19 protein-coding genes and 1 pseudogene are annotated in these 21,909 nt (G+C 51.4%); 9 read left to right on the top strand and 11 right to left on the bottom strand.

Annotation, left to right across the window (positions count from 1 at the left end):
* Nucleotides 1–2 precede the first annotated feature (2 nt).
* From KI379_RS05880 to KI379_RS05860, 5 genes are all read right to left on the bottom strand, one after another.
* Nucleotides 3–566: a VanZ family protein gene (locus KI379_RS05880; RefSeq protein ID WP_212983040.1), complete on the bottom strand. Its 564-nt coding sequence runs from the start codon at nt 564–566 to the stop codon at nt 3–5.
* A 187-nt stretch (nt 567–753) separates the two neighbouring features.
* Nucleotides 754–1,356, bottom strand: a complete 603-nt coding sequence (locus tag KI379_RS05875; protein WP_212983039.1) for a TetR/AcrR family transcriptional regulator — start codon at nt 1,354–1,356, stop codon at nt 754–756.
* A gap of 138 nt (nt 1,357–1,494) precedes the next feature.
* Nucleotides 1,495–4,296 carry a glycoside hydrolase family 2 TIM barrel-domain containing protein gene (locus KI379_RS05870; protein ID WP_244879203.1) on the bottom strand — a complete coding sequence of 934 codons (2,802 nt, stop codon included), beginning with the start codon at nt 4,294–4,296 and terminating at the stop codon, nt 1,495–1,497.
* 428 nt (nt 4,297–4,724) lie between these two features.
* Nucleotides 4,725–5,660, bottom strand: a complete 936-nt coding sequence (locus KI379_RS05865; RefSeq protein WP_212983038.1) for an NAD(P)-dependent oxidoreductase — start codon at nt 5,658–5,660, stop codon at nt 4,725–4,727.
* Between the two features lie 111 nt (nt 5,661–5,771).
* On the bottom strand, nt 5,772–6,137 hold the full coding sequence (locus tag KI379_RS05860) for a MerR family transcriptional regulator (protein ID WP_212983037.1): 366 nt from the start codon (nt 6,135–6,137) through the stop codon (nt 5,772–5,774).
* A gap of 225 nt (nt 6,138–6,362) precedes the next feature.
* Here KI379_RS05860 and KI379_RS05855 point away from each other — a divergent pair, with 225 nt between their 5' ends.
* From KI379_RS05855 to KI379_RS05840, 4 genes are all read left to right on the top strand, one after another.
* Nucleotides 6,363–7,667: a cytochrome ubiquinol oxidase subunit I gene (locus KI379_RS05855; RefSeq protein ID WP_280518748.1), complete on the top strand. Its 1,305-nt coding sequence runs from the start codon at nt 6,363–6,365 to the stop codon at nt 7,665–7,667.
* Nucleotides 7,664–8,686, top strand: coding sequence for a cytochrome d ubiquinol oxidase subunit II (locus KI379_RS05850; RefSeq protein WP_192714949.1), 1,023 nt, complete (start codon nt 7,664–7,666; stop codon nt 8,684–8,686). Before KI379_RS05855 ends, KI379_RS05850 begins: the two co-directional genes overlap by 4 nt.
* A gap of 204 nt (nt 8,687–8,890) precedes the next feature.
* Nucleotides 8,891–9,508 (top strand): hypothetical protein, encoded by a 618-nt coding sequence (locus KI379_RS05845; protein WP_212983035.1) that lies wholly within the window; start codon nt 8,891–8,893, stop codon nt 9,506–9,508.
* 270 nt (nt 9,509–9,778) lie between these two features.
* On the top strand, nt 9,779–10,483 hold the full coding sequence (locus tag KI379_RS05840; RefSeq protein ID WP_076168942.1) for a DUF421 domain-containing protein: 705 nt from the start codon (nt 9,779–9,781) through the stop codon (nt 10,481–10,483).
* A 205-nt stretch (nt 10,484–10,688) separates the two neighbouring features.
* Here KI379_RS05840 and KI379_RS05835 read toward each other — a convergent pair whose 3' ends face one another.
* The 4 genes and pseudogenes from KI379_RS05835 to KI379_RS05820 all read right to left on the bottom strand — a co-directional run bounded on the left by KI379_RS05835 (nt 10,689) and on the right by KI379_RS05820 (nt 13,981).
* On the bottom strand, nt 10,689–11,288 hold the full coding sequence (locus KI379_RS05835) for a short chain dehydrogenase (RefSeq protein ID WP_212983034.1): 600 nt from the start codon (nt 11,286–11,288) through the stop codon (nt 10,689–10,691).
* A 232-nt stretch (nt 11,289–11,520) separates the two neighbouring features.
* Nucleotides 11,521–11,954 (bottom strand): annotated as a pseudogene (locus KI379_RS05830) (DUF1259 domain-containing protein).
* 245 nt (nt 11,955–12,199) lie between these two features.
* Nucleotides 12,200–13,153 carry a D-2-hydroxyacid dehydrogenase family protein gene (locus tag KI379_RS05825; protein WP_212983033.1) on the bottom strand — a complete coding sequence of 318 codons (954 nt, stop codon included), beginning with the start codon at nt 13,151–13,153 and terminating at the stop codon, nt 12,200–12,202.
* Nucleotides 13,154–13,198: 45 nt separating this feature from the next.
* The gene (locus KI379_RS05820) at nt 13,199–13,981 is read right to left on the bottom strand and encodes a class I SAM-dependent methyltransferase (RefSeq protein ID WP_212984618.1); all 783 of its coding nucleotides are present in this window, start codon (nt 13,979–13,981) and stop codon (nt 13,199–13,201) included.
* Nucleotides 13,982–14,204: 223 nt separating this feature from the next.
* On the opposite strand from KI379_RS05820, the gene KI379_RS05815 reads away from it, so the two are divergent.
* Together KI379_RS05815 and sigJ are read left to right on the top strand one after the other, a co-directional pair.
* Nucleotides 14,205–14,870, top strand: a complete 666-nt coding sequence (locus KI379_RS05815; protein WP_212983032.1) for an NAD(P)H-dependent oxidoreductase — start codon at nt 14,205–14,207, stop codon at nt 14,868–14,870.
* Nucleotides 14,871–14,938: 68 nt separating this feature from the next.
* Complete coding sequence (gene sigJ, locus KI379_RS05810; protein WP_212983031.1) at nt 14,939–15,802, top strand: RNA polymerase sigma factor SigJ; 864 nt, start codon at nt 14,939–14,941, stop codon at nt 15,800–15,802.
* 84 nt (nt 15,803–15,886) lie between these two features.
* Here sigJ and KI379_RS05805 read toward each other — a convergent pair whose 3' ends face one another.
* Together KI379_RS05805 and KI379_RS05800 are read right to left on the bottom strand one after the other, a co-directional pair.
* Nucleotides 15,887–16,354, bottom strand: a complete 468-nt coding sequence (locus tag KI379_RS05805; protein ID WP_212983030.1) for a DinB family protein — start codon at nt 16,352–16,354, stop codon at nt 15,887–15,889.
* Nucleotides 16,355–16,625: 271 nt separating this feature from the next.
* On the bottom strand, nt 16,626–16,898 hold the full coding sequence (locus KI379_RS05800) for a hypothetical protein (protein ID WP_145022703.1): 273 nt from the start codon (nt 16,896–16,898) through the stop codon (nt 16,626–16,628).
* 335 nt (nt 16,899–17,233) lie between these two features.
* On the opposite strand from KI379_RS05800, the gene KI379_RS05795 reads away from it, so the two are divergent.
* The 3 genes from KI379_RS05795 (at nt 17,234) to KI379_RS05785 (ending at nt 21,831) form a co-directional block, all read left to right on the top strand.
* Nucleotides 17,234–19,888: a DUF4855 domain-containing protein gene (locus KI379_RS05795; RefSeq protein ID WP_212983029.1), complete on the top strand. Its 2,655-nt coding sequence runs from the start codon at nt 17,234–17,236 to the stop codon at nt 19,886–19,888.
* Between the two features lie 228 nt (nt 19,889–20,116).
* Complete coding sequence (locus tag KI379_RS05790) at nt 20,117–21,190, top strand: flavin-containing monooxygenase (protein ID WP_212983028.1); 1,074 nt, start codon at nt 20,117–20,119, stop codon at nt 21,188–21,190.
* A gap of 164 nt (nt 21,191–21,354) precedes the next feature.
* On the top strand, nt 21,355–21,831 hold the full coding sequence (locus tag KI379_RS05785; RefSeq protein WP_089546294.1) for a MarR family transcriptional regulator: 477 nt from the start codon (nt 21,355–21,357) through the stop codon (nt 21,829–21,831).
* Nucleotides 21,832–21,909 lie beyond the last annotated feature (78 nt).

The following is a 21,909-nucleotide window of genomic DNA, read 5'->3' as shown; positions in this document are numbered from 1 at the left end:
ATTCAGAGAAGCAATCTCACCGCAAATAATAAATATAATAGAACGGGTAATCCTATTGCCGATAGTATTGTAATTGCAGTACGTACTTTTATCTTATCCCGTAATATACACATTAAAAACGTATACCCTAAAATACCGACGAATCCACCCAAACCATTTAAAAGGATGTCATCAATGTCTGATGCTCCAATGCCTAAAAGGCCCTGAATGATTTCAATAAATAAACTTGTCATTACTATGAATAGCAGATTGGTTGTTCTTTTATTGTTCTTAATTAACGACAAATAGGTGCCGAGAGGAATAAAGATAACGATATTGCCAACCACATTAGCAAAAGCGAATTTTTTTATCGTGGCAGAGCTGCTAAATATATAGTCCTTTATACTATGAAAAGGAATGAGATTGATCGACCTATCTATAGTCCTTTGACTATTAAACAAATCCACAAGCGAAACTCTTGACAAGAACAATAATTTACATAAAAAAAGGATGTAACAAATGAACACTGCATATAAAAAAGCTGTTTCCATTCTCCCTTGTTTATTCATCGTACTTCCATTTTTCATTGTTTCCCGCCTATTCTCCAGTGTTCAGTTTACAACATTCGCATCGGCTTTGACTTTAAGCCGACCTAAAGTGTAAAACCATTTTACCACGCCTGTAATAGCTTTTTTACTCTTTAAGCAACATGAAGAAAGGCTATCCCATGATCATGACCGATGACCACGGGATAGCCCTTTTTGCGCACCGCTTCTATTCCACATGACTACCACTTGGATTGACGACCGACAGCACGATCTTCATGATCCCCAACAGGTTCTGTTCGTCCATCCCCATCTTTGCCGCAACGACCAAGGATATCCGCTCATGCGCCAGAAACCGGGCCAACTCGCGGGTATTGGTTGCCGGATCGATCTCGCCCCGCTCCTTCCCTCGCTCCAGCATGCTGTAGAAAGCCTGCTCCACCTGTTCGGTGTTGGAGCGGATATAGGCGGCCAGCTCCTCGTCATGAGGCGCTTGCTCAATCGCGCTGCTGATGATAAAACACTCCAGGCGCAGCTCCGGGTCCGCCAGAGCGCTGATCATCGCCGTGAAAGCCAGCTTCACTTTATCAATAACCGCACCCGGCTGGTCCATCAATTCCAGCAAATCGCGATTTTTACGATCCATATAATATTTGACGGCCGTCACGAACAGGTCACGCTTCGTACCGTACGTGTCATACAAACTTTGGCGGGCGATGCCCAGCCCGGTTAACAGGTCCGGCAGCGTAGTGCCTTCATAGCCCCGGCTCCCGAAAACCTTCATCGCTTTATGCAGAACTTCATTCGTATCAAATGCTTTGGTTCTAGCCACGTTCAGCTCCCCTTTTCTCTCTCATCATAGGGCAAATTACGAGGAGCTGCAACGTCAGCGGCTGTTTTTGCTCAACTTAACGTCCCCGTGGTATCAGTATCGTCCGGTTTGGATGGAGCCATCCTGAAGATCGTGAGCCTACAGGATAGCCTTAAGCTCGGAAGGCGCGAGCTCAACCTGCGGATCAAAGTCTTCCGATCGTACATATTCGATCAGGCTGTGCAGGAACTGCTGGCCCTCCGGCGTATCAATCACCGCTTCCGTATTCAGCGGACAGACCAGAAGCCTGCCGGCGCCGACCCGGCACTCGAACAAGAGGCCCAGCTTATGGTTGCGCTCAAAATTGTCAATCGTCTGAACGATCGGCGACAAGGCTTGGGACAGATCGTCCAGAATGATCGGACGCGAGTGGGTCGCGATGCTCCACCAAGGATACGTCGAATGCGAGGCGCTTGGAAAATGCCGCAGTGCCGGATGCAAGTGATCGATCAGCAGTCCCATCGTACCGACAGGCACAGGCTTGTTCATGCTCTCCGATATCGACCGGAACATCGGGTAACACCAGAAATCGGTGCAGTACGTGCCGTCTACGGCGGATTTCAGCCGGTCTGGGTCCGGCGTAAGCAGCAGAGACTCCCCCTGCGCAAGACGCGCCAGGACGCCTGGGTCCAGTGCGGTTACCCATTGCTCGGCTGATACATCGACAGTCACTCCCGCCGGGTAGAGCCAGAGCGGGTAGGTTTTACGGATATCCGTCCCGGTGATCGCAAGTGACAAGGTGACCTGTGTCATACCCGCAGGTTCCGGAACTACGAAGGAGATATCCCCGAAATCGACGTAGTTATCGTCTTTGGATGCTTCTGCAGCCAGCGTTCCTTCGGCCAGGATCGTCCCGCCTTCTGCAACGTTCCAGACGACCTCAGCCGTGTTTAGCGGTATGCCGCGGAAATAAGCCAGTTCGACGTGCGCGCCGAAACGCTCCCCGGCTGTAAAATGATATTTGTCAAAACGAGCCAGCAGCACGGCGTCGGAGCAGAACGTCCGCCACTCCTCCGGAGTCACCAAGCCTTTGCTGTCCATAAAAGCATCCAGCACACCCACAAGCGCCGTCCCTTGGCCGCTGAAATCCTGGAGGTCCAACAGCTGGAACCCTGCCAGCCGGCGGGAGCGGAAAGCAGCTTCCAGTTCCTCCTTATAGCAGTCTACCGCCAGCTGCCCGGAGTTCCAAAAGTAAGCCTCCGCCAAATGGCCGAGCCCCTTATCCTCGAGCCGTTTCCGGAACGTTTCGAAATTGCGGGCTTTGAGGGGACCTGTGTATTTCTCGATCTCGGCAAAATTCGGGAAGGTGGCATACTGTCCGATCTCGTGCGAAACGACCGGAATGCGGGGGATCAATTGTTCTTCTACGGCCGACGCCTGCACGGTCTTCGTACCTGTGCCGTACTGGATCTGGATGCTGTTCCCGGATCCTTCTACCGATCCTTTACCCAAGATGGACGGCTGGATCTGCTCGTCATAATCTTTCCGGGTGCTTGGCATGTCCGTCTGCACGTGGCCCTGCGGCGCGTCGCACATGGCGTAGGAGCCGCGGAAGAGACGATTCCGCGAGAAGCGGACGCCGCAGAAGAAATCCTCCTCCGGGAGAATGTCCGGCACGAACTGGAAGTTGTTCGAGCCTTGCGTATACAAGGGGCGGTCATCGAACGCTTTGTAAGCGGCAAGGATCTCACTGAGGCGCGACTTGCTCCCCCACAACTCGTTCCCGAGCGACATCATGACAAAAGACGGATGATTGCCGAAGCTCTCCAGCATGGAGAACCCTTCCTGGATCAGGTATTCCTGTTCGGCGGCGTTATGATTCGGATCGGATTCGTCGGTGACGGTTCCCCAGAACGGCAGCTCCGGCTCCATATAGATCCCCAGCAGATCGGCCGCGGTAAAAGCAGCTTCCGGCGGACAGCAGGTATGGAAGCGATAATGGTTGATGCCGTACGATTTGGCAATGGTAAGCACCCGCAGCCATTCGTCAACGGTCGTCGGCGCATAGCCTGTCAACGGAAAAATGAGGCCGTCATGCTTCCCGCGCAGAAAAGTCCGGACCCCGTTAATCGTAAACTTATCGCCGTCAGCCTGAAATGCCCGCAGTCCGAATACGATTTCGGTCACGTCCAGCAGCGATCCTTCCTCGTCCACCAGACGAAGGTTCAGCTTGTACAGGTAGGGATCGAACTCGCTCCACAGTCTGGCGTCTTCACCGAGCGGGTATGTGATAACGACCTCGCGATCATCGGAAAGGCTGAACGTTTGCGCCTCCGGCCGGTGCTCGGAATCGCCGTTGAATCCGGATGCTGACACGACCAGCTTGTCTGCAGAAATGCCCACGCGGCGCGCCTTGACGGTGACCGACCGGCTTGCCGCATCCGGATAGACCTGGACATTTTGCAGGTAACGCTGGCCCGTAAATTGCAGCTCGATCCGTCCGGTGATGCCGTTCCAGTTCGTCTGGGTATCCGGGGATGTAAGATGGCCGCCTTTGGTGGGGTAGTTCGTGTTGTCGACGCGAATGAGCATCGTATGCGTCCCTGCCGTCAGTCCTCCGGAGATCTCGTACACGTGGGGGGTGCTCAGACTGTTACGGCTGCCCAATTCCTCACCGTCGATCCAAACGGTTGTCACACGCGTACGCTCCAGGTAAAGGAAGCAGGGTAACCCCACGAGTGATGCGTCCACTTCAAACGTCCGTGAAAACCAGGCATAGCCTTCAAAACGATACTCATCCGTCAGCGAGCCGATCTCTGCGGCTTCGTTCCGCTCCCCTTTTCGGGCATGCGATGTCGTGCCCGGGAGTGCCATCGTATCAGTGAACGGCGTTTGCAATCCGGACTTCTCTCCATCCAATTGGAGTTCCCAAATTCCGGCTAGATTTAATGTAGTAAGCAAATGATAACCTCCTTGAGATCGTTACGCTGCATGCAGCGCATACATAGTCATAGAAACAGAAGCTGTATAAGTTAAAAATTTGAAATGAACGATAGGGGCAAGTACGTAAAATGTCCCTACGATCACTCTTGTTTTCGGATTTCTTGATTTTATGAAATCCATCTGAGGCAGAAATCCGAAAGCCAAATGAGACCGCTTCGCTTCTTCGAAATCATTTTACTCCCTTGCTTGCATCGTTTTCTTTAGGTCAACTTATATCGTCATATGTAAGACAAACTCTCGTTTTCCTGCTCTTTCCGAGCTACGAAAACGTATTCTGAAAAATTGAATAAAGTATACCCCTAGACCTTGACGAAGGTCAATCGGCTTCTCAGTTACAGTACAAAAAAGCCTGAACTCCAAATGGAGTCAGGCTTCGGCATTGCGGGTCATGTGTTCCGCACTTTGGCTGCTTTGAACGTTTCAATCAGGCTGGTAAAGCTGTTCCCGGCATATCCTTGGTCCATTCCCCGCCTGAAAATCTGGAGCACGGCAGCCGGTAAAGCAGCATCAATCCCCGCATCTTCGGCTGTGTGCACGACATGCTGGACGCTCGCCACACCCATGGCCAGTCTGTCCACATCGCCGGGATGCAGCCCTTCGTCAAGGCGAGGCGTATAGAACGCGATGAAGCCCGGCAGCGACGACAGGGTCGCTGAAGCATACGGCAGAAGCTGTTCCGCCGAAATGCCGTTTGCGTCAGCCAGCGCAAGCGCATGCAGATAGCTGAGCATGGATGTCCAGAACATGTCCATTTGGATCTGGTAATACACCATGGAAAGTCCGGGATCCTCTCCCCTGTAATCGGTGCCGGTCAGCACCTCCAGCGTCTCCTTATAAACCTCAAACGCCTCCCTTGGCCCGCTGTAATACGTGTAGGACCCGGATTGGCCGATCCCTGAAGGTGGAACCTGCACGCCGCCTGTGACGAGACGGGCGCCGCGGTCCGCTAGCCACTCCGCCGCCTTACGGGCGTTCGCCGGCGTGTCCGAGCTCAAGTTGACGATCGTTTTGCCTGCCAATTGCTCTGAGGCCGGTTCGAAAATAGTGTACATGGCGCCGTAATCGGTGAGGCTGAGTATCGTGAGCTCATTCGCATCCAAAGCTCCGCCGACCGTCTCGGCCCGGACGGCACCTTGCCGGACAAGCTCTTCCACCTTGCCGGGGGTCCGGTTCCACAAGGTCACGGCATAGCCGCGATCCAGCAGTACGCGCGCCATCGCCTGTCCCATCGGGCCGAGTCCGATGAGGGTGACTGATTTGGAATGGCCGGCCGCATACGAATCGCCAGCTTGACGGTTGTCTTTTGTAAAGCCTGTACTCATAGGTAAAACTCCCTTCATCACGAGATTAAGCCCATCATAAAGGTTTACACTAGTGTCAATGTCAACATAAAAAAACCGGAGCATGCTTCCGGCGCTCCAGTGCTGTTTTGGCTATACGATGTTCTTTTTCCCGTTGGTGAAGGCGATTTGCCTTTCCAGTAATGTTTTCAGCCCGTGCAAGGCTTCGATCTGCTCATTTACCTGCTGCAGCTTTCCCTCATACGTGGCCAGCATCTCCTCGCAATATTCATAACCGTCAGGATCGGCCACTTCCGTTCTGAATAACGCTTTGATCTCTTCAACCGTCAATCCCAGCTTCAAGTACAGCTGGATCGCCTTGACCCGCCCGACGGCCGATTCAGGGAAATCCCGGTAATCGTTATCCAGTCTGTCGGCGATTAGGAGACCTTGATTTTCGTAATGACGGATCGAGCGGGCACTGACATGGGATAATTGCGACAATTCGCTGATTTTCACTCCGGGTCGCCCCTTTCCTAATCATCTTATCTTCATTATACAGTCAGGATGGTTACAGCCACAATCCATTGTCCCCGCCTGCTTACTCTCTGTTCCGGCCGCTTTACGCTCTTGGCGTTATTTATCTGCGCAGGAATACTTTGGATAACCTTGGTTCACAATAAGATGCGACTTTACGCTCAGAACGGAGGCTTCTTATGGATAACGTTATGCTGGCACTCGTCCATGGCGTTTCATATCATCTTTGCGACACTCGGGGTAGGCATCCCCTTCATGATCGTGATCGCGGAAATTTTGTACCAGGTGAAAAAGGACAAGGACTACGCCACGCTCGCCAAACGCTGGACCAAAGGCCTCGCCATTCTCCTTGGCGTCGCCATTCCGTCGGGAACCCTGGTCGGCGTGATGCTGTCCCTCTTGTGGCCCGGCTTTATGGAAATCGTCGGCCAAGTGATCGCGCTTCCCTTCCAGATTGAGATCTGGGCCTTTTTCCTCGAGGCGTTGTTCATGTCCATCTATGTCTACGCAGCGGATCGGCTTCCGGGAACACTGCGGATTCTGAGCGTCATCTTCGTTGCGATCGGATCCAGCATGTCCGCCGTGCTCATTACCGACGCTCACGCCTGGATGAACACGCCCAGCGGCTTCCGGATGGAAAACGGCCGGGTGTTTGACGTCCATCCATGGGCGGCCGTGTTCAACCCGAGCCTGCCGACGACGGCCATGCATGTCCTGCTGTCGGCCTATATGACCGGCGCATTTGCGGTCGCTTCGGTAGCCGCCTATAAGCTGCTAAAGCGCGGATCGTCGGACCGCGAGCGGGCTTATCACCAGAAGAGCCTGTTCCTTGGACTGCTTATCGGCGGCATCATTTCGCTCATGACGGCGCTTAGCGGCCACGAAACCGCACAAATGCTGCATGAGCATCAGCCCGAAAAGCTGGCGGCCGCCGAGGGGCTCTTTGAGACCCAAGCCTATGCGCCGCTCGCGATCGGCGGTGTCACCGATAAAGAAACCCGCAGTATTAAAGGCGCCATCGAAATTCCGTGGGCGCTCAGCTTTCTGGCGGGCAACCGGTTCGACACGGTGGTGAAGGGTCTGAACGATTTTCCGGAGGATCAGTGGCCTCCGCTGATCATTCATACGCTGTTCAACGTCATGGTCGGGATCGGCACGCTGCTGATCCTCGCATCGGCCTTTACGGTCGGTCTGCGGCTGCTGACCAAGCGTCCTTATCCGAGGTGGCTGCTGTCCGCCCTGCTGCTGGCCGGCCCGCTGTCCATGATCGGCATTGAAACGGGCTGGGTGTTCAGCTGTACGGGGCGTCAGCCGTGGACGATCTACCATATGCAGACGACGGCATCGGCCGCGACGAAGGCGCAGCATCTCGGTTCGCTGTTTGTCCTTTTCCTTGGCCTGTATGTTTTTCTGCTCATCGTCACGGCCGTGGTGATGTACTACTATTTCAAACGGCATCCGGTCACCTTCGACGGGGTGGAGGGCGTCAACGGAGAGGGGAGAAGCCTATGAGCGACACGCAGCTTGCGATCACCATTCTCTGGTGCTTTATTTTCATCTATTCCATCGCCGGTTCCATCGACTTCGGCGCCGGCTTCTGGTCTATGGTGTTCAGCAGACGGAATCCGCATGCGGCCGACATCGCGAATCGCTTCCTGTCCCCTTCCTGGGAAGTGACCAACGTCTTCCTCGTCCTGCTCGTGGTCGCGCTGGTCGGCTTTTTTCCCCGGGCCGCTTATGTCCTGGGCACGCTCCTGCTTGTGCCAGTGAGCCTGGTGCTCGTCCTGCTGCTGTTTCGGAGCGCGTTCATCGTCTATTCGTACTCTGTCCAGAAGCATGAACTGGCGCTCCGGATCGTATCCGGCGTCACCGGACTGCTGATCCCCGGTCTGCTCGTCAGCGTGCTGCCGATTTCGCTCGGCGGATTTATTCACATGAGCCAGGGGTTTCCCCAGCTCGAGTTCGGGAAGCTGCTGACCAGCGCCACGCTGTACGCCCACGTCGGCTTCGGCATTCTGACCGAGCTGTTCCTGTCCGCCTTGTTCCTGTCCGACTACGGCCGGGAAGCCGGCGACGAACAGGTCTCGCAGCACTACCGCTCCATTGCGGTCGTTCTGGGGCCGCTGGCGCTGGCGATGGCCGTCCTGGCGACGTTTACGATGGTCCCGGAAGCGTTATGGATCGTAGCCCGGATGCAGGAGCAGTCGATGTGGTTCTTGCTGTCGGTCGTCGCTTTTGCCATCGGGTACGGTGCACTGTGGATCCGCCGGAAAAACGGCAGAAAAGGCTGGCTGCGCCTGTCCGTCGTCGCCGTGATTCTGCAGTTTGCCCTGGCGAGCTACGCCTATGGGCGAGCGCATATGCCCTACATCGTACACCCTGACCTGACCGTGGAAGCCGGTTTTACGAACCACTCGATGTTCGTGTCGCTGCTCTGGGGCTACGGCTTCGGCACCGTCATTCTGCTGCCGGCGTTTATTTTGTTCTGGTGGTTATTCCTGAAGGACAAGCGGTACTTGCGGACAAAATAATACGATCTGAAGAAGCTGACCGTCGCCCATTGCCGGCCGGCTTCTTTTGCATGGCATACTACCGAAACATGGCGGCGTTTGAGCATAGGGAAATTGATGACAACTGTCATATCAAAGTCATGACAACCGTGAATACCGGGAGTTTCGGTCCTTTTGATATGATGAATCCAGTGAAGATCATATCCATTCGGAGGAGTTAACATTATGAAAAAACCATCTGGCACCATCCATAGTTCCGCCATACGCGGAACGGCAAGCGGCGTTTTTTTTATGGCCTTATTCGGTACGCTGTGGGCGTATACCGGCATCATGGGATTGCAGGAGTTCGCAGCTCCTTTGTGGTTAGCCGCAGCTGTCGCCATCGGGGTTGTGCTGTTCATCGGAGGTGCCTCGCTGATCCGCGGGTCGCGGAAGATCAAGGATCAAAGCTCAGTAACTGATGCAAGGCCCGGCAAACGGATCGCCATCCTTTTCAATATCGTCTTTGCGGCAGAAGGTGCCGCAATCGCCATTGCGGTTGCCGTCTGCAATGCCGCCGGCCGCACGGCGTTGATCCCCATCGTGACCGCTCTGATTGTCGGAATTCACTTTTTTCCGCTGGCCTTTTTGTTCCGGGTCAAGTTTTACCATCTAACCGGGGCATTACTGTGTCTGCTCGCGCTCGCAACACTGTTGTTCCTGCCTGTAGAGGCCAGCTTTGGTACGGCTCACATCAATGCTTATATGTCCGTAGTCGGCCTTGGGTCCGCCCTGATCCTGTGGGGCACCGGCACTGTCATATGGTTCATGGGAAAAAGATTGCTGACGGTAAGCAAACTGTAACATCTGTCTTTCATTCCGCCACTCGCCGCATTAGAAAAACGCCGATCGACGAATCTTCAAGGAAAGCAGGCTGCACTTAGCGGAAGCTTTCCTTACGATATCGGAAATCCAAGTCTTTAGATGCACATACTTATCCTTAATTCACGAACCGGCCAAATGCCGGTTCTTTTGTGTTACCGTCCTGCTTGAAACGTAGATAGTAAATATCGGGCGCAATATGGGCATACATAGAATGTATTCCAAAATAGAAACCGCTGCGAGGTTAATGATATGCCGGAAATTCATTTAGGGCCCGTAACCCTCAAACTAATCGTCGGATTTTTTTTATTGTTTGTGATCGTGAGATTTGCCGGAAGAAAAATCATCAAACAAATTACGCCCTTCACCTTTATCGCCTCCATCGTGTTTGGAGAGCTGCTCGGAAATGCCTTGTATGAACCGAAAGTCGGGCTGTCTTATATCATCTATTCCATCTGCCTGTGGGGAGTGCTGCTTGTCATTATCGAATACCTGGGGCAAAAATCGCTGTTTTTCCGGGGGATATTTGAGGGCAAGCCTTCTGCATTGATCAAAAACGGCGTCCTGGATCTTCAGGCGCTGAAGAAAAACCGGATGAACATAAACCAGCTGCAAAGCTTGCTCCGCCAGAGCGAAACCTTCTCGATTCGGGAGGTCGCCTTCTGCTATTTGGAGGCCGACGGCTCCCTCAGCATTTTAAAAAAGTCCCGGTATCAGAAAACGACCGGGGAGGACTTGAATCTGCCGGACAAACCGGTATACGTTCCCGTAACGATCATCCGTGACGGGAAAGTATTGTGGGACGAAATCAAGGATCTCGGATTTGACGAATCCTGGTTGAGAGCACAGCTGGAACCGTATCACATAACCGATTATAAAGACGTTCTGATCGCCGAATGGCAGGAAGGGGACGGTATTTACGTCCAGACCTATGACAAGGACGCTAGCGGCAGATAAGACCTGGGGTTCCATCATTCGATTTACCAACCTTCGGATCCTGTAGAGGATAGCAGAACGAGGAACTGCATAAAAATAGCCAGTCGCTGGATATCCTCCAACCACTGGCTCTGCATATCTGCCAAAGCTCTTGTTCGCTGACAGCTACATTCGTTAAACTGGCTTCGACTTTAGGGATAACAATATTCGCTTCGGTCGTCTTACTTCAATAGACCGTATAAGTTTGTCCGGTCTGGGCACCTTCCACACTTTTCCGGAACGCTAAGGCAGCTCTTCTAGCAGGTATAGGCTCAAAGCCCGGGAAATAAGGACCATAGGTATCCATGGACTCCTCCAGTACGTTCGGGCTGACATTGTTGATCCGGATTCCTCTTGGCATTTCAATGGCTGCCGACTGTACGAAGGCTTTGATGGCGCCGCCCGCCATCGCGGATGAGATTCCGCCCACAATGGGACTGTCCATAATAATACCGGTGGTCAGGGTAAAGCTCCCTTGATCATTTACATGATCCAACCCCAGCAGCACGAGGTTGATTTGTCCTTTCAGCTTCCCTAAGACCGCGATTTCATTACGTTCCGGTGTTAATTCCTCCAGCGGACCGAAGTAAGCTTGTCCAGCGGTGCAGATCACCGCATCGACCTTGCCGACAGCATCATACATGGCGATGATGCTATCAGGTACCGACATATCGACGGTGACGTTAGCCCCTTTGCGTCCGGCCGTAATGATCTCATGGCTCTGCTCCAATTCATGGCGAACCGCCGTTCCAAGCGTACCCGTTGCGCCGACGATCAATATTTTCATGTTCGAACCCTCCTACGCCAGCTTGCTGTTTGGCAAGCTCATATCATTGAACAAACACAAGAAATTTTAACACAATAGGAGAATTCCCATCAATGTGGGCTGATAACACTTCGCGGGAAGCCTGTACACATCGGGACGTGATCTCTTCGGACTATTAATTGATATTGTGATGATCGCTTCTGAGCAGAGACAAAAAAAGATCCGCCTTTGGCGGACCTTTTTGACCTGTTGATTATTTTTTAATCATAACAGGCCGAACCGTTTTCGTTGTCAGGACATCGAGCGCATCCCGAACGTCTCTTGCGAAAGTTAACGGTTTCGCATTTTTTTCGAAGTGAATATACCAAATATTAGGGTTCGTAAACAACCAGTGGTTATGCAGCGCGGTTACTTGATACCATGACTGCGAAGTCGGGAAATAAAAGGATTGATTTCTGCGGTTAAAATAACGGTTTCGCCAAGGCACAAGGCTTTCCCGTCACGGCCAATGTTTTCAAAGGAAAAAGCCTGCGGGATGGCCAGAAATGATTTGGTTCTCTTACCTAAAATCCTTGGCTTAATGTTGTTTCTGACCGATGAAGCCGTACAAACACCGTTAATAACCTGCGGAGTCGCCTTCAAAATGGAAGCGAATTGTTTACAAAGCGGACTAGGACTAACTGCCATCTGTTCATTCCCAATCTTGTAATATACCAACATACTATGAAGAGAAGAGAAAGAGAGGAAAGGCGAATATGAACGATTAAAAGACTATTTTTTAAATGCTGGATTGATTCCCCCTCCCATTGAACTGCTTATATGGGTTAATGCATGAACAGCGGTATGTCCTTGCAAGGACATAATCGGTGTTCACCACACAAAAAAAGCCCCCTAACGGGGGCTTAGCTTATTGGCATATGGGTTGAATATCGTTACCCAATCACATTCACGGGCGAGCCTTTCAGGTACGCATCGATCGCCTCGACGATGCCGCGGAAGTAGGCGCGGTAGGTCGCTTCGGTAACGTAACCGATATGCGGCGTGGCCAGCACGTTCGGCATCGTCCGGAGCGGGTCGTCTATAGGCAGCGGCTCCTGCTCGAATACGTCCAGGCCGGCACCGGCGATCTTACCGCTGCGCAAAGCATCGATCAAAGCCTCACGGTCAACGATCGGTGCCCGCGAGGTGTTGATGAGGTAAGCGGACGGACGCATGAGTCCAAGCTCCCGCGCGCCGATCAACCCTCTCGTGCGGTCACTGAGCACGACATGGATGGAGACGAAATCGCTGCTCTCCAGCAGCTCGTCCTTCGACGATGCGAGCTTCACCCCCGCGGCGGCGGCTTTGTCGGCGGTCAAGTTCTGGCTCCAGGCCATAACCTCCATGCCGAACGCCTGCCCGATGCGCGCGATGTTGCTTCCGATATGGCCGAGGCCGAGCAGCCCTAACCGCTTGCCGAGCAGGTCTACACCGATCGTGCTCTGCCAGGCTCCGCCGCTGCGCAGCGCTTCGTTCTCCTGTACCAGCCTTCTTGCGAGCCCGAGAATGAGCGCCCAGGTCAGCTCCGTCGTCCCCTCGCCGCCTCCTTGCGTCCCGCATACGACGACGCCTCGTTCCGCAGCCGCGGCCAGATCGACCGAGGCGTTGCGCATGCCTGTCGTCACCAGCAGCTTCAGGCGCGGCAGACGCCGGAACAGCGATTCCCGGAACGGCGTCCGCTCCCTCATGATGACGACGATCTCGCAATCTTCGATCGCAGCAGCCAGCTCCTCTTCGTCATCGAAATGATGATCGAATACACGGAGCTCGACGTGCTCCGCGACGGCCGACCAGTCCGTCATCGATAAGGCAACCCGTTGATAATCGTCCAGAATTGCACATTTCATTATCCGTTATTTCCCCTTCCCGATTTTGGTTAGTCCAAGCTCTGCTTACTCCACCCGGACAGCCTGAATATAGACGGATTCTCCGGAAAAGCTGGAAAGCCTGCCGTTTTCATCAGAAAATATCGAGAAAAACCGGCGTACATCTTCTGCAGACTGCAGCATCTTGTTCTCTAAAGCCTCTCTCTCCGCTTGCGGGAGTCCGGCCCGCTCGCACCAATCCTGAAACCGGAACGGTTTCGGGAAGCAGACGGCCATCTCGATACGGAAGCCGGTGCTTTCGAGCAGATGAATCCACTCCGATTTCTTCCATGCCCGGACATGGCTCGGGTCCCGTAACTTTTCGATATCATTATAAAATTGATCCAAAGGGTCCTGCTCGGGAGCTGCGTTGTCTATGAAGAGCAGTTTCCCTCCAGGTTTGGCAACCCGCAGAGCCTCGGCGGCAAACGCCGGTACATCTGTGAAATGATGCGCGGCGATCCGGCAGGTCACCAGATCGAAGGATTCATCTTCAAAAGGCAGCTGCTCCGCGTCTCCCGTTATGTAGCTAACGTTTGTGTGTCCATTTCCGCCGATAAAGCGTTCTGCTGCCGCCAGCATGTCACGGGTTAAATCACAGGTCGTTACATGCCGAACCAGCGGGGCAAGCGCATTGGCCACATGTCCTCCCCCTGTTGCGATATCAAGCACATTCATATTCGCATTGGCTTTGGCACATGACACGAGCCAGGCCAGATCCTCGCCTTTGGCATGGATTGCGCTCGTCACGTACTTATCCGCATTCCGGGAAAACTGCTGCTTTACCTGGTTTTTCCTCGACTCGTCCATCATAGTCCTCCCTTAATCCATCCTCAGTATCCAAATCGATTGTATAAAATAGCCACTAATATGTTTCACAGGATGAAACTAAATATCACTTGTCGATACAAAATTAAATTTAACACAGTACTTCCGTATTGTAAATGAACCAAGAGTCGCGTTTGAGCAGCGGTCACAAATGCCGGCCTTACCTCGTTATATGTGTAAACCCACGAAAGAAGGTTGATCCCATATGATCGCAACGGAGAATAAAAAAGAAGAAATTTTAAAGGCTTTTCAATTCAGACATGCTTGCCATGTATTTGATAGCAGCCAAAAAATCCCGGATGAAGACTTCCGCTTTATTTTGGAGGCAGGTAGATTGTCTCCGAGTTCGGTTGGCCTTGAGCCTTGGAAGTTTGTCGTGATTCAGGATGCGGCGCTCCGCGAAAAGTTAAAACCTGTCACGGGCGGTGCCCTGGGACAGCTGCCTACGGCGAGCCATTTTGTTGTGATTTTGGCCAGACAAGACTTAAGGCATGATTCGGCTCATGTCATTAAAATGCTGAAAGACATCCAGCATATGCCTGAAGAAGTGGTGCAGCGGGTTTCCGGGTTCTATAAAACCTTCATCGAAACGGAGCTCGAAAATAATGACCGTCTCCTGTTTGAATGGGCATGTAAACAAACGTATATTGCTCTGGCAAACATGATGACAGCCGCGGCTCAAATCGGCATTGATTCCAGTCCCATCGAAGGTTTTGATAAAAAGCAGGTGACCTCGATTTTACAAAACGAGGGTATCATCGGAGCTGGCGATTTCGGCGTATCCTGTATGGTTGCTTTCGGATACCGGCAAGAGGACCCCAAACGTCCAAAAGCAAGGCAGCGCCTCGATGAGATCGTCGAGTGGCGGTAAGGGTTGTGTAAAAGTCCTGATTCCTTTAAGGTGAAAATAGAAAATCAGCTGCGGAAGGAGCAAGTCGGATGCAGGATCTTTACAAGCAGTACAAGAAGCTGTTATTCAAGCTTGCTTATCAATTGACGGGTTCGGTTTCCGATGCGGAAGACGCCGTGCAGGATGTTTTTGTTAAGGTACATGATGTCCCACGGGAACGTTTAACGCAGCCCAAGGCTTTTTTGTGCAAAATGGTCACGAACCACTGTAAAGATATGATGAAATCGGCACGAAAACAAAGGGAGGAATATTATGGGGAATGGCTTCCCGAGCCTTTTCTCATGTTAAACGACGATTCAACGGAAGCATTGGAAAGAGATGATCTCCTCTCTTATGGAATGCTTGTTCTGCTGGAAAACCTGACGACCTCCGAGCGTGCCGTGTTCATCCTACGCGAAGCGCTGGGCTTCAATTACAACGAGATCGCCGAGCTTATGGAAAAAAGCGAAGTGAGCTGCCGGAAACTGTTCAGTCGTGCAAGCGCCAAGATGGGACGGATCTCCGATGAGCCCGTTCAGATCCACCCTGAGAGCCAGCAGTGGGTTCATGGATTTATGGGAGCGCTCAAGAAAGGGAACATGGATCAGCTTTTATCGCTGCTGGACCAAGATGTCGTGCTGGTTGCCGACGGTGGCGGCAAAGTGGTTGCAACAGTCCATCCGGTTGTCTCCCGGGAACGGGTCGGCCGCTACCTTCTCGGCGGTATGCGTAAAGCAGCCATGTTTGGAGAAGGAACGACTGTCGAAATGGGGGAAGTCAATGGAGAAGCTGCCATACTGCTGCGTTCGGAAGACAGCGCAGTCAATGGAGTGCTGCTCTTTCACTTCGAAGATGGGAAGATCCACAACATCTATATTGTTCGAAACCCCGACAAGCTGGGGCATATTTTCTAGCGTACGAACTCAGCACCGGTCATCCAAAAAAGTCATAGCCACGATCTGTGGTTATGACTTTTTCGCTTGAGTGAGAACGGGGTATTACTGTCCCTGCAGGCGCACAAATGTAATATAATCCACGTTGATCGGCTCCATGCCGGCTGTGCGAAGCTTCATGTTGATTTGCCCCCTGTGATACTGGCCATGCAGCGCAAGATGAGTCAAAATGTCTTGAACAGATGTCCGATACGACCTCCCGTACTGGTTGATGTAGGAAATCACATCGTCCAGACGTTCGTCGGTTAGCTCAGCGAGATATGCGCTGAAGGCTTCCCGCATCTCTTGCGCAAGACGTTTACAGTCATCCAGACTGTCGTTTGGCCAAAGCGGCAGGTGGTTGCTGTCCTGTCCCTGCAGCCGGGTGAACCACACCTGCTCCGCACGCAGAGTATGACTTAGCAGCCGGACCGCTTCGGCTTCGGATTCCCCATCCCCGCCAGCTTCCAGCGCATCCAGTATGCGCTTGTCGGCCCAATACAGCTGCTCGAACATGTTGCGAATCGTTTTCATTTCCTTAACGCCCCCTTCATACCATAATTTCCTTTATTAAAATTCAGGTTATCTGAGGAGTTCGCCAGCCTGGACCCATTTCCTTCTATGCTCAGTTCGCATGCCATAGTGATGATTATCTTAAGCCGTTCTTCTATGTATGGTAATAGAAACAACATCAGCATGTCTTGATACTTATAGCTAAAAAGCCGTTTATTCATTCGGGCCGGACGACAAGTGAACATCAAAAAACTCCAAGCTAGACAGCTTGGAGTTCCCTACGCTTAAAATACTATTGGCGAGGTACACAGATCGTTAATCTGCCTGAGGTTGTTCCTGAAGAAAAGACAATGTTGACACAACGTCTCCCGTCTTGAGCCGTAAAGAACGAGATGGAAGACGGTCTGGGGAGTCCTAGAATATTGCGGACGGCTTGTGCATTCCGCGTCCGTACGGCCGCTCTGAATGCATCCGTGTTTAAAGAAATGTTTTGGGAATACAACACATAGGCATCGGCAACGATCATCAAGTCGTCCCCTTGCTTTACCCGTGGTTTTTTCGGCATGGATCTCACCTCCTCGAAATCTATGATGTATTCTATTCGTAAAAATGATAGATTTCTTGGATGCTAACATATCCAAAGCAAAATACACTGATACACAAAAAAGACAATGAAATCCCCTCCCTCCAAGCCTTATGAAAATATTGCGAACGCATCAAAAAATGTTGCTTGCCTTGCATACAAGGCCCCATTTACCATCAATCATGCGGAGGGTGTCACCATGACTTACACCTATCAGATCGAATCGCAGTGAGGGGGTGACGGAAAGTTTGATTCGGAGAAAATGCTGACCAAAATTTGAAAGCGGTTTCTTAACTTGAGAAAAGGAGCTGAACTTGATGAGTTGGTATAAAAGATGGGCTGCGGTTGCCATGACTGCAGTCATGATGGTGTCGCTGGTTCCGGCGGCCCAAGCGAGCGAGCTGGTTCCGACGATGCAGGCAAAAGGGATTTCCCCGGCGGATGATCCCGCGTCGCCACCGGATGAGGAGCAGCCAAAGCTCCGTAATCTTGCCCTTGGACTTCCTTATGAATGGTCTGAAGCCCCGGATCCGTCACATCCTGATGCCGGGAATAAGCTTACAGATGGGAAATATGGACAATTAGATATGAATGACCCGGCCTTGGTAGGACATGTTCGGGGCAAAGCGCGCGAAGTCGTGTTCGATTTGGGTGAGGAGAAGTCGATCGGAAAAGTAACCGCCCATTTTTTTCAGGATTACCCTGCCAACTCCATCCTCGTGCCTCTCACGGTATCGATGTATGTCTCGGACGATAAGGAGAATTGGGGCCTTCTCTCCCATAACGCCACTCAACTGCTTTGGGGAGAAGGACCGCCAAGGGAGGAAATGTTTGCGTGGGACGGCAGCCGGGACGGAATCCAAGGCGGGAGTACGGACGGCAAGCTGGCTTATGCCCGCTATGTAAAAGTCATTTTCACGACGCATCCTACCCTATGGGAATACATTGACGAAATTGAAATTATGGGCACGGACGGAAAGATGGACGGAGCGGTAAAGGTTCCCGCTGAGCAGCCTCATTTTTTGGAGCCGGGCGAAGCTACGGGCGGGATCCGGAATCTGAATCTGCTGTATAACGGACAGTATGCGGATGGTTTGGGGGACTGGACCAAGGAACGGATCATCCCGAACATCAGTTACGTGGATCAGAACGGGGAACCTACCGATTGGCTTTTTGACGGTGTTTTATATCTCGGGCTTGCTTCCCCTGCCGGCCGGGATTTCGGTCTGGGGCAAACAAATCTGGGGGACTGGACCTGGTATTTGGACAAAACCTTTGCAGCTGCGGGAGATATGCAGCAGTTGAATGAGGCGACCAAGGAAGTCGGGTCCAAGCTGAACCAACCTGATTATAAAGAGAAGGTTGTGCTCATGATTCCGAATCCAGGGGAATCTTTAAACGATTTTGGCGATGTGGACGGGTCAGGGGAATCGTTAAGCTTTAATGCCTCTGTCGTCGGACAAGAGAAAGCCCTCGAAAACAGAAAAAAAGCGGTTCAGTGGTGGCTGGACCAGGTCCGGCAAAGATGGCAGGCCGCGAATTATTCCAATCTGGAGCTTGTCGGCATGTACTGGCTGGAAGAACAAATCAGCACAAGCGAAACGGGACCGGGCTTGATTAAAGCCGTGAGCGGCAAAATCCATGACATGAATCTGAAATTTTTCTGGATCCCCCACTCTTTGGCTTATAAAAGCTATATGTGGAAAGACGTAGGATTTGATGCCGCGGCCCTTCAACCGAACTATTTCTTTGGCGGCATGGATCAAGACCGGCTGGAAGATGCCGCAAATACTGCAAAGCGGTACGGAATGTCGAATGAAGTCGAATTTGATGACCGGATGCTTCAGGACGGCGTATTCCGTGAGCGTTATATCGATTACTTGAACAGCGGCGCCGCAACCGGCTTGATGCAAAAGGGATTCAGAGCTTATTACCAGGGAAATAATGCGGTTTATAGTTTGGCGGTGAGCAAAGATCCCGGCCTGCGTCTCATGTATGACTGGCTGTATCAATACTTGAACGGAACATACGACATTCATAACAGTACACCACCTGAAGCAGACGTATTTATCAACGGACAAAAGTTAAATGGCGATGTGGTTGTTCCCAATACTGAAACAGTTGCATTCACATGGGAAGTCCAAGACGATGACAGCGGTTTGACCCAGGTTACGGCCACTTTCGACGGCAAACCCTACGCCCCGGGAACGCCGATTGATCTGAAGGGAATGCCGGGTAAGCATCAACTGGCCATTACCGTGGCGGCTGCCAAATCCAAGACGACAGCTTACACGATCCGGGCGGCATCTACCGCTGACACCATGAAAGCTCACGTGAACCTCTTCGCCGAGCAAAAGCAGTTCACGACGCCCGGAGCTCCCCGCTCGTTGAACGCGCAGCTGGACCAGATGAAGCGTTTTGAAGGAAAGAATGCTGCGCAGTTTGATCTATTCCTCAAAGGTTTCAATGCAAAGCTGGATCAACTGTACGCGGATCGTATTGTTTCCGATACGGCTTATGCCTCGTTGAAAGAAGAGGTGTATGATCTTGCCGGTAACCTGGCGGAAAATAAAAGCGTAACCGCCTCTTCCGTCGAAGGCTCCGTTTCGACCTTGGCGCCGAAATATGCCGTCGATGGTTTTTCTTCGACAAGATGGGCGAGCAACTACGTGAATGACAGCTGGTTCCAGGTCGATCTAGGCGAAGCCAAAGCATTCGATACCGTCCGGATCGAGTGGGAATTCGCCCGCGCCAAAACTTACAAAATCCTTGTCTCCGACGACCAGCAGAACTGGAGCAGCGTGATCCAGGACAATGATGGCATCATTACGGCCCATGAAGGCAAAGAAACTGTCCAATTTGCCCCCGTTACAGCCAGGTACGTTAAATTTCAGGGGATTGAAAGAGCCACCGATTATGGATATTCCTTTTATGAGTTTGGGATCTATAACCTCTCGCAGTCAAGAGAGTAAGAACTTTGGTATAAGATAAATCTCCTCTTATCATCTATATAGTCCTTGTGAGAAGAAGACTGCCGTTGAACCGGCAGCCTTCTTTCTTGCTTGCTCGGCATCCGTATAATCCCCCTATTCCATATATCTGGACTTGGCTTTAAGCGAAGATTCTATTCATTTCATTTACATATGAACAAATGATCATGTATTATATAATCAACATTCATTTTACTTGGAGGAATTTCTATGCTGGATGTCTTGATTATTGGTACCGGACAGGCTGGTCTTGCAGCTGCCTACTTCTTAAAGCAAAAAGGAATACCATTGATGTTAATCGATAAAGCCAAAGCCTTAGGCGATTCCTGGCGCAACAGATACGATTCCTTACAATTATTCACACCCAGGAATTACAGCCGTTTACCTGGTCTTGATTTGCCTGGGGATCCGAATGGTCTCCCTACAAAAGATGAGGTTGCCGCATACTTATCGGAATACGCTTTAACCTTTGATTTTCCGATTCAGTTGGATACGGAAGTCAAATCGTTAACCTCCATTCCAAGGGGATTTGAAGTGGGGACTAGCAGAGGAACGATTCAATCCAAAAATGTAATCGTGGCTACAGGGCCTTTTCATAAACCGTATGTTCCAGCCATAAGCCAATCCATTTCAAATGATACGACTCAGCTTCATTCTTCCGTATACCGGAATCCCGGCCAGCTTACACCTGGAAGCGTGTTGGTTGTGGGAGCAGGAAATTCAGGTACACAAATTGCAGTAGAACTGTCAAATGACTTTGATGTCTATTTATCCGCATCAAACCAGCTCCATTTTAAACCTCTGTACATATTGGGAAAGAGCATTTTTTGGTATTACGACAAATTGGGTTTCTTACAGGCCGGAAATCACACCAAACGCGGGAAATGGTTACGCCAACAACCTGAGCAAATCTATGGATACCAATTAAAACAACGATTAAAAGGAGGGAAAATCAAGCTATTTCCGAGGGCAGCCAGCGCGGAGTCACGTACTGTGTTTTTTGCGGACGATCAACATATTGAGGCTGACAATATCATTTGGGCAACCGGGTTCCGCCCGGATTTCTCCTGGATCCAAATCAATCATCTCTTTAATGAACATCAAGAAATTACCCAGTTCAATGGTATTTCTAATATTCCAGGCCTATATTTCATCGGTCTTCCGTGGCTGTCCTGCAGAGGATCTGCACTTTTGGGGTGGGTACAGCATGATGCCAGACGTATCGCCGAATACATAAATAATGATTTAAAGTCAATGCAGCTGTTCTCGCCGGGAATTATCTAGGTTTAGCTCTTCTTTTTTTCGCTCGCAAACAAAAGTCTGAAACCAGCTTCCCGTGTACCGGCCACCCTCGACGTGTCAACCTTGCCTAGAAGTATGCGTAATTATTTCTCAGGAAACGATTTATGATATACTAAAAAAAATGAGTCGAGGAGCCAGCATGAACCATGGATACTGCAGATAAAAGCAAAGCCGCCATTCATGAATTTTTTATTCAGTTTCTTCAGCAAAAAGAAGAATATGAATCCCGAATATCCGCATCCTATCTCGAAGATATCCGGAAGCATATCGGTGCCGAATTCAGTTTGAACATGACAGAACTGCACACCATTGCGTGCATCGGGGAGCAGGAGCCGATCAATGTCACTTCCATCGCGGAAAAGATGAATTTGAGCAAAGGGAACACCTCCAAGATCGCGAGCAAGTTACTTAAAGCCGGTTGGGTTCGGAAAGCCCAGCTAAACGATAACAAAAAGGAAGTGTACTTTCGGCTAACTCCTGCCGGCAAAAAGCTGTTTGCTGCGCATGATGAGCTCCATACGTTGGAAAAGCAGAGAATGTACGAGTTTTTGGGAAGGTACAGCGATGCCGAGCTTGAATTGATCAAGCGCCTGTTTGCAGACATGGTTGACTTCTATCGCTGACACGTATCACCGGCAAACGAACCTCAAATCAAAAAGCAACCGGTAGCCGCCCGGCTGCTTTTTTTGTTACTCGTTGAA

Source organism: Paenibacillus cineris (assembly GCF_018333335.1).
Lineage (GTDB): Bacteria > Bacillota > Bacilli > Paenibacillales > Paenibacillaceae > Paenibacillus_AQ > Paenibacillus_AQ favisporus.
This window is presented reverse-complemented; position numbering and strand designations above follow the sequence as displayed.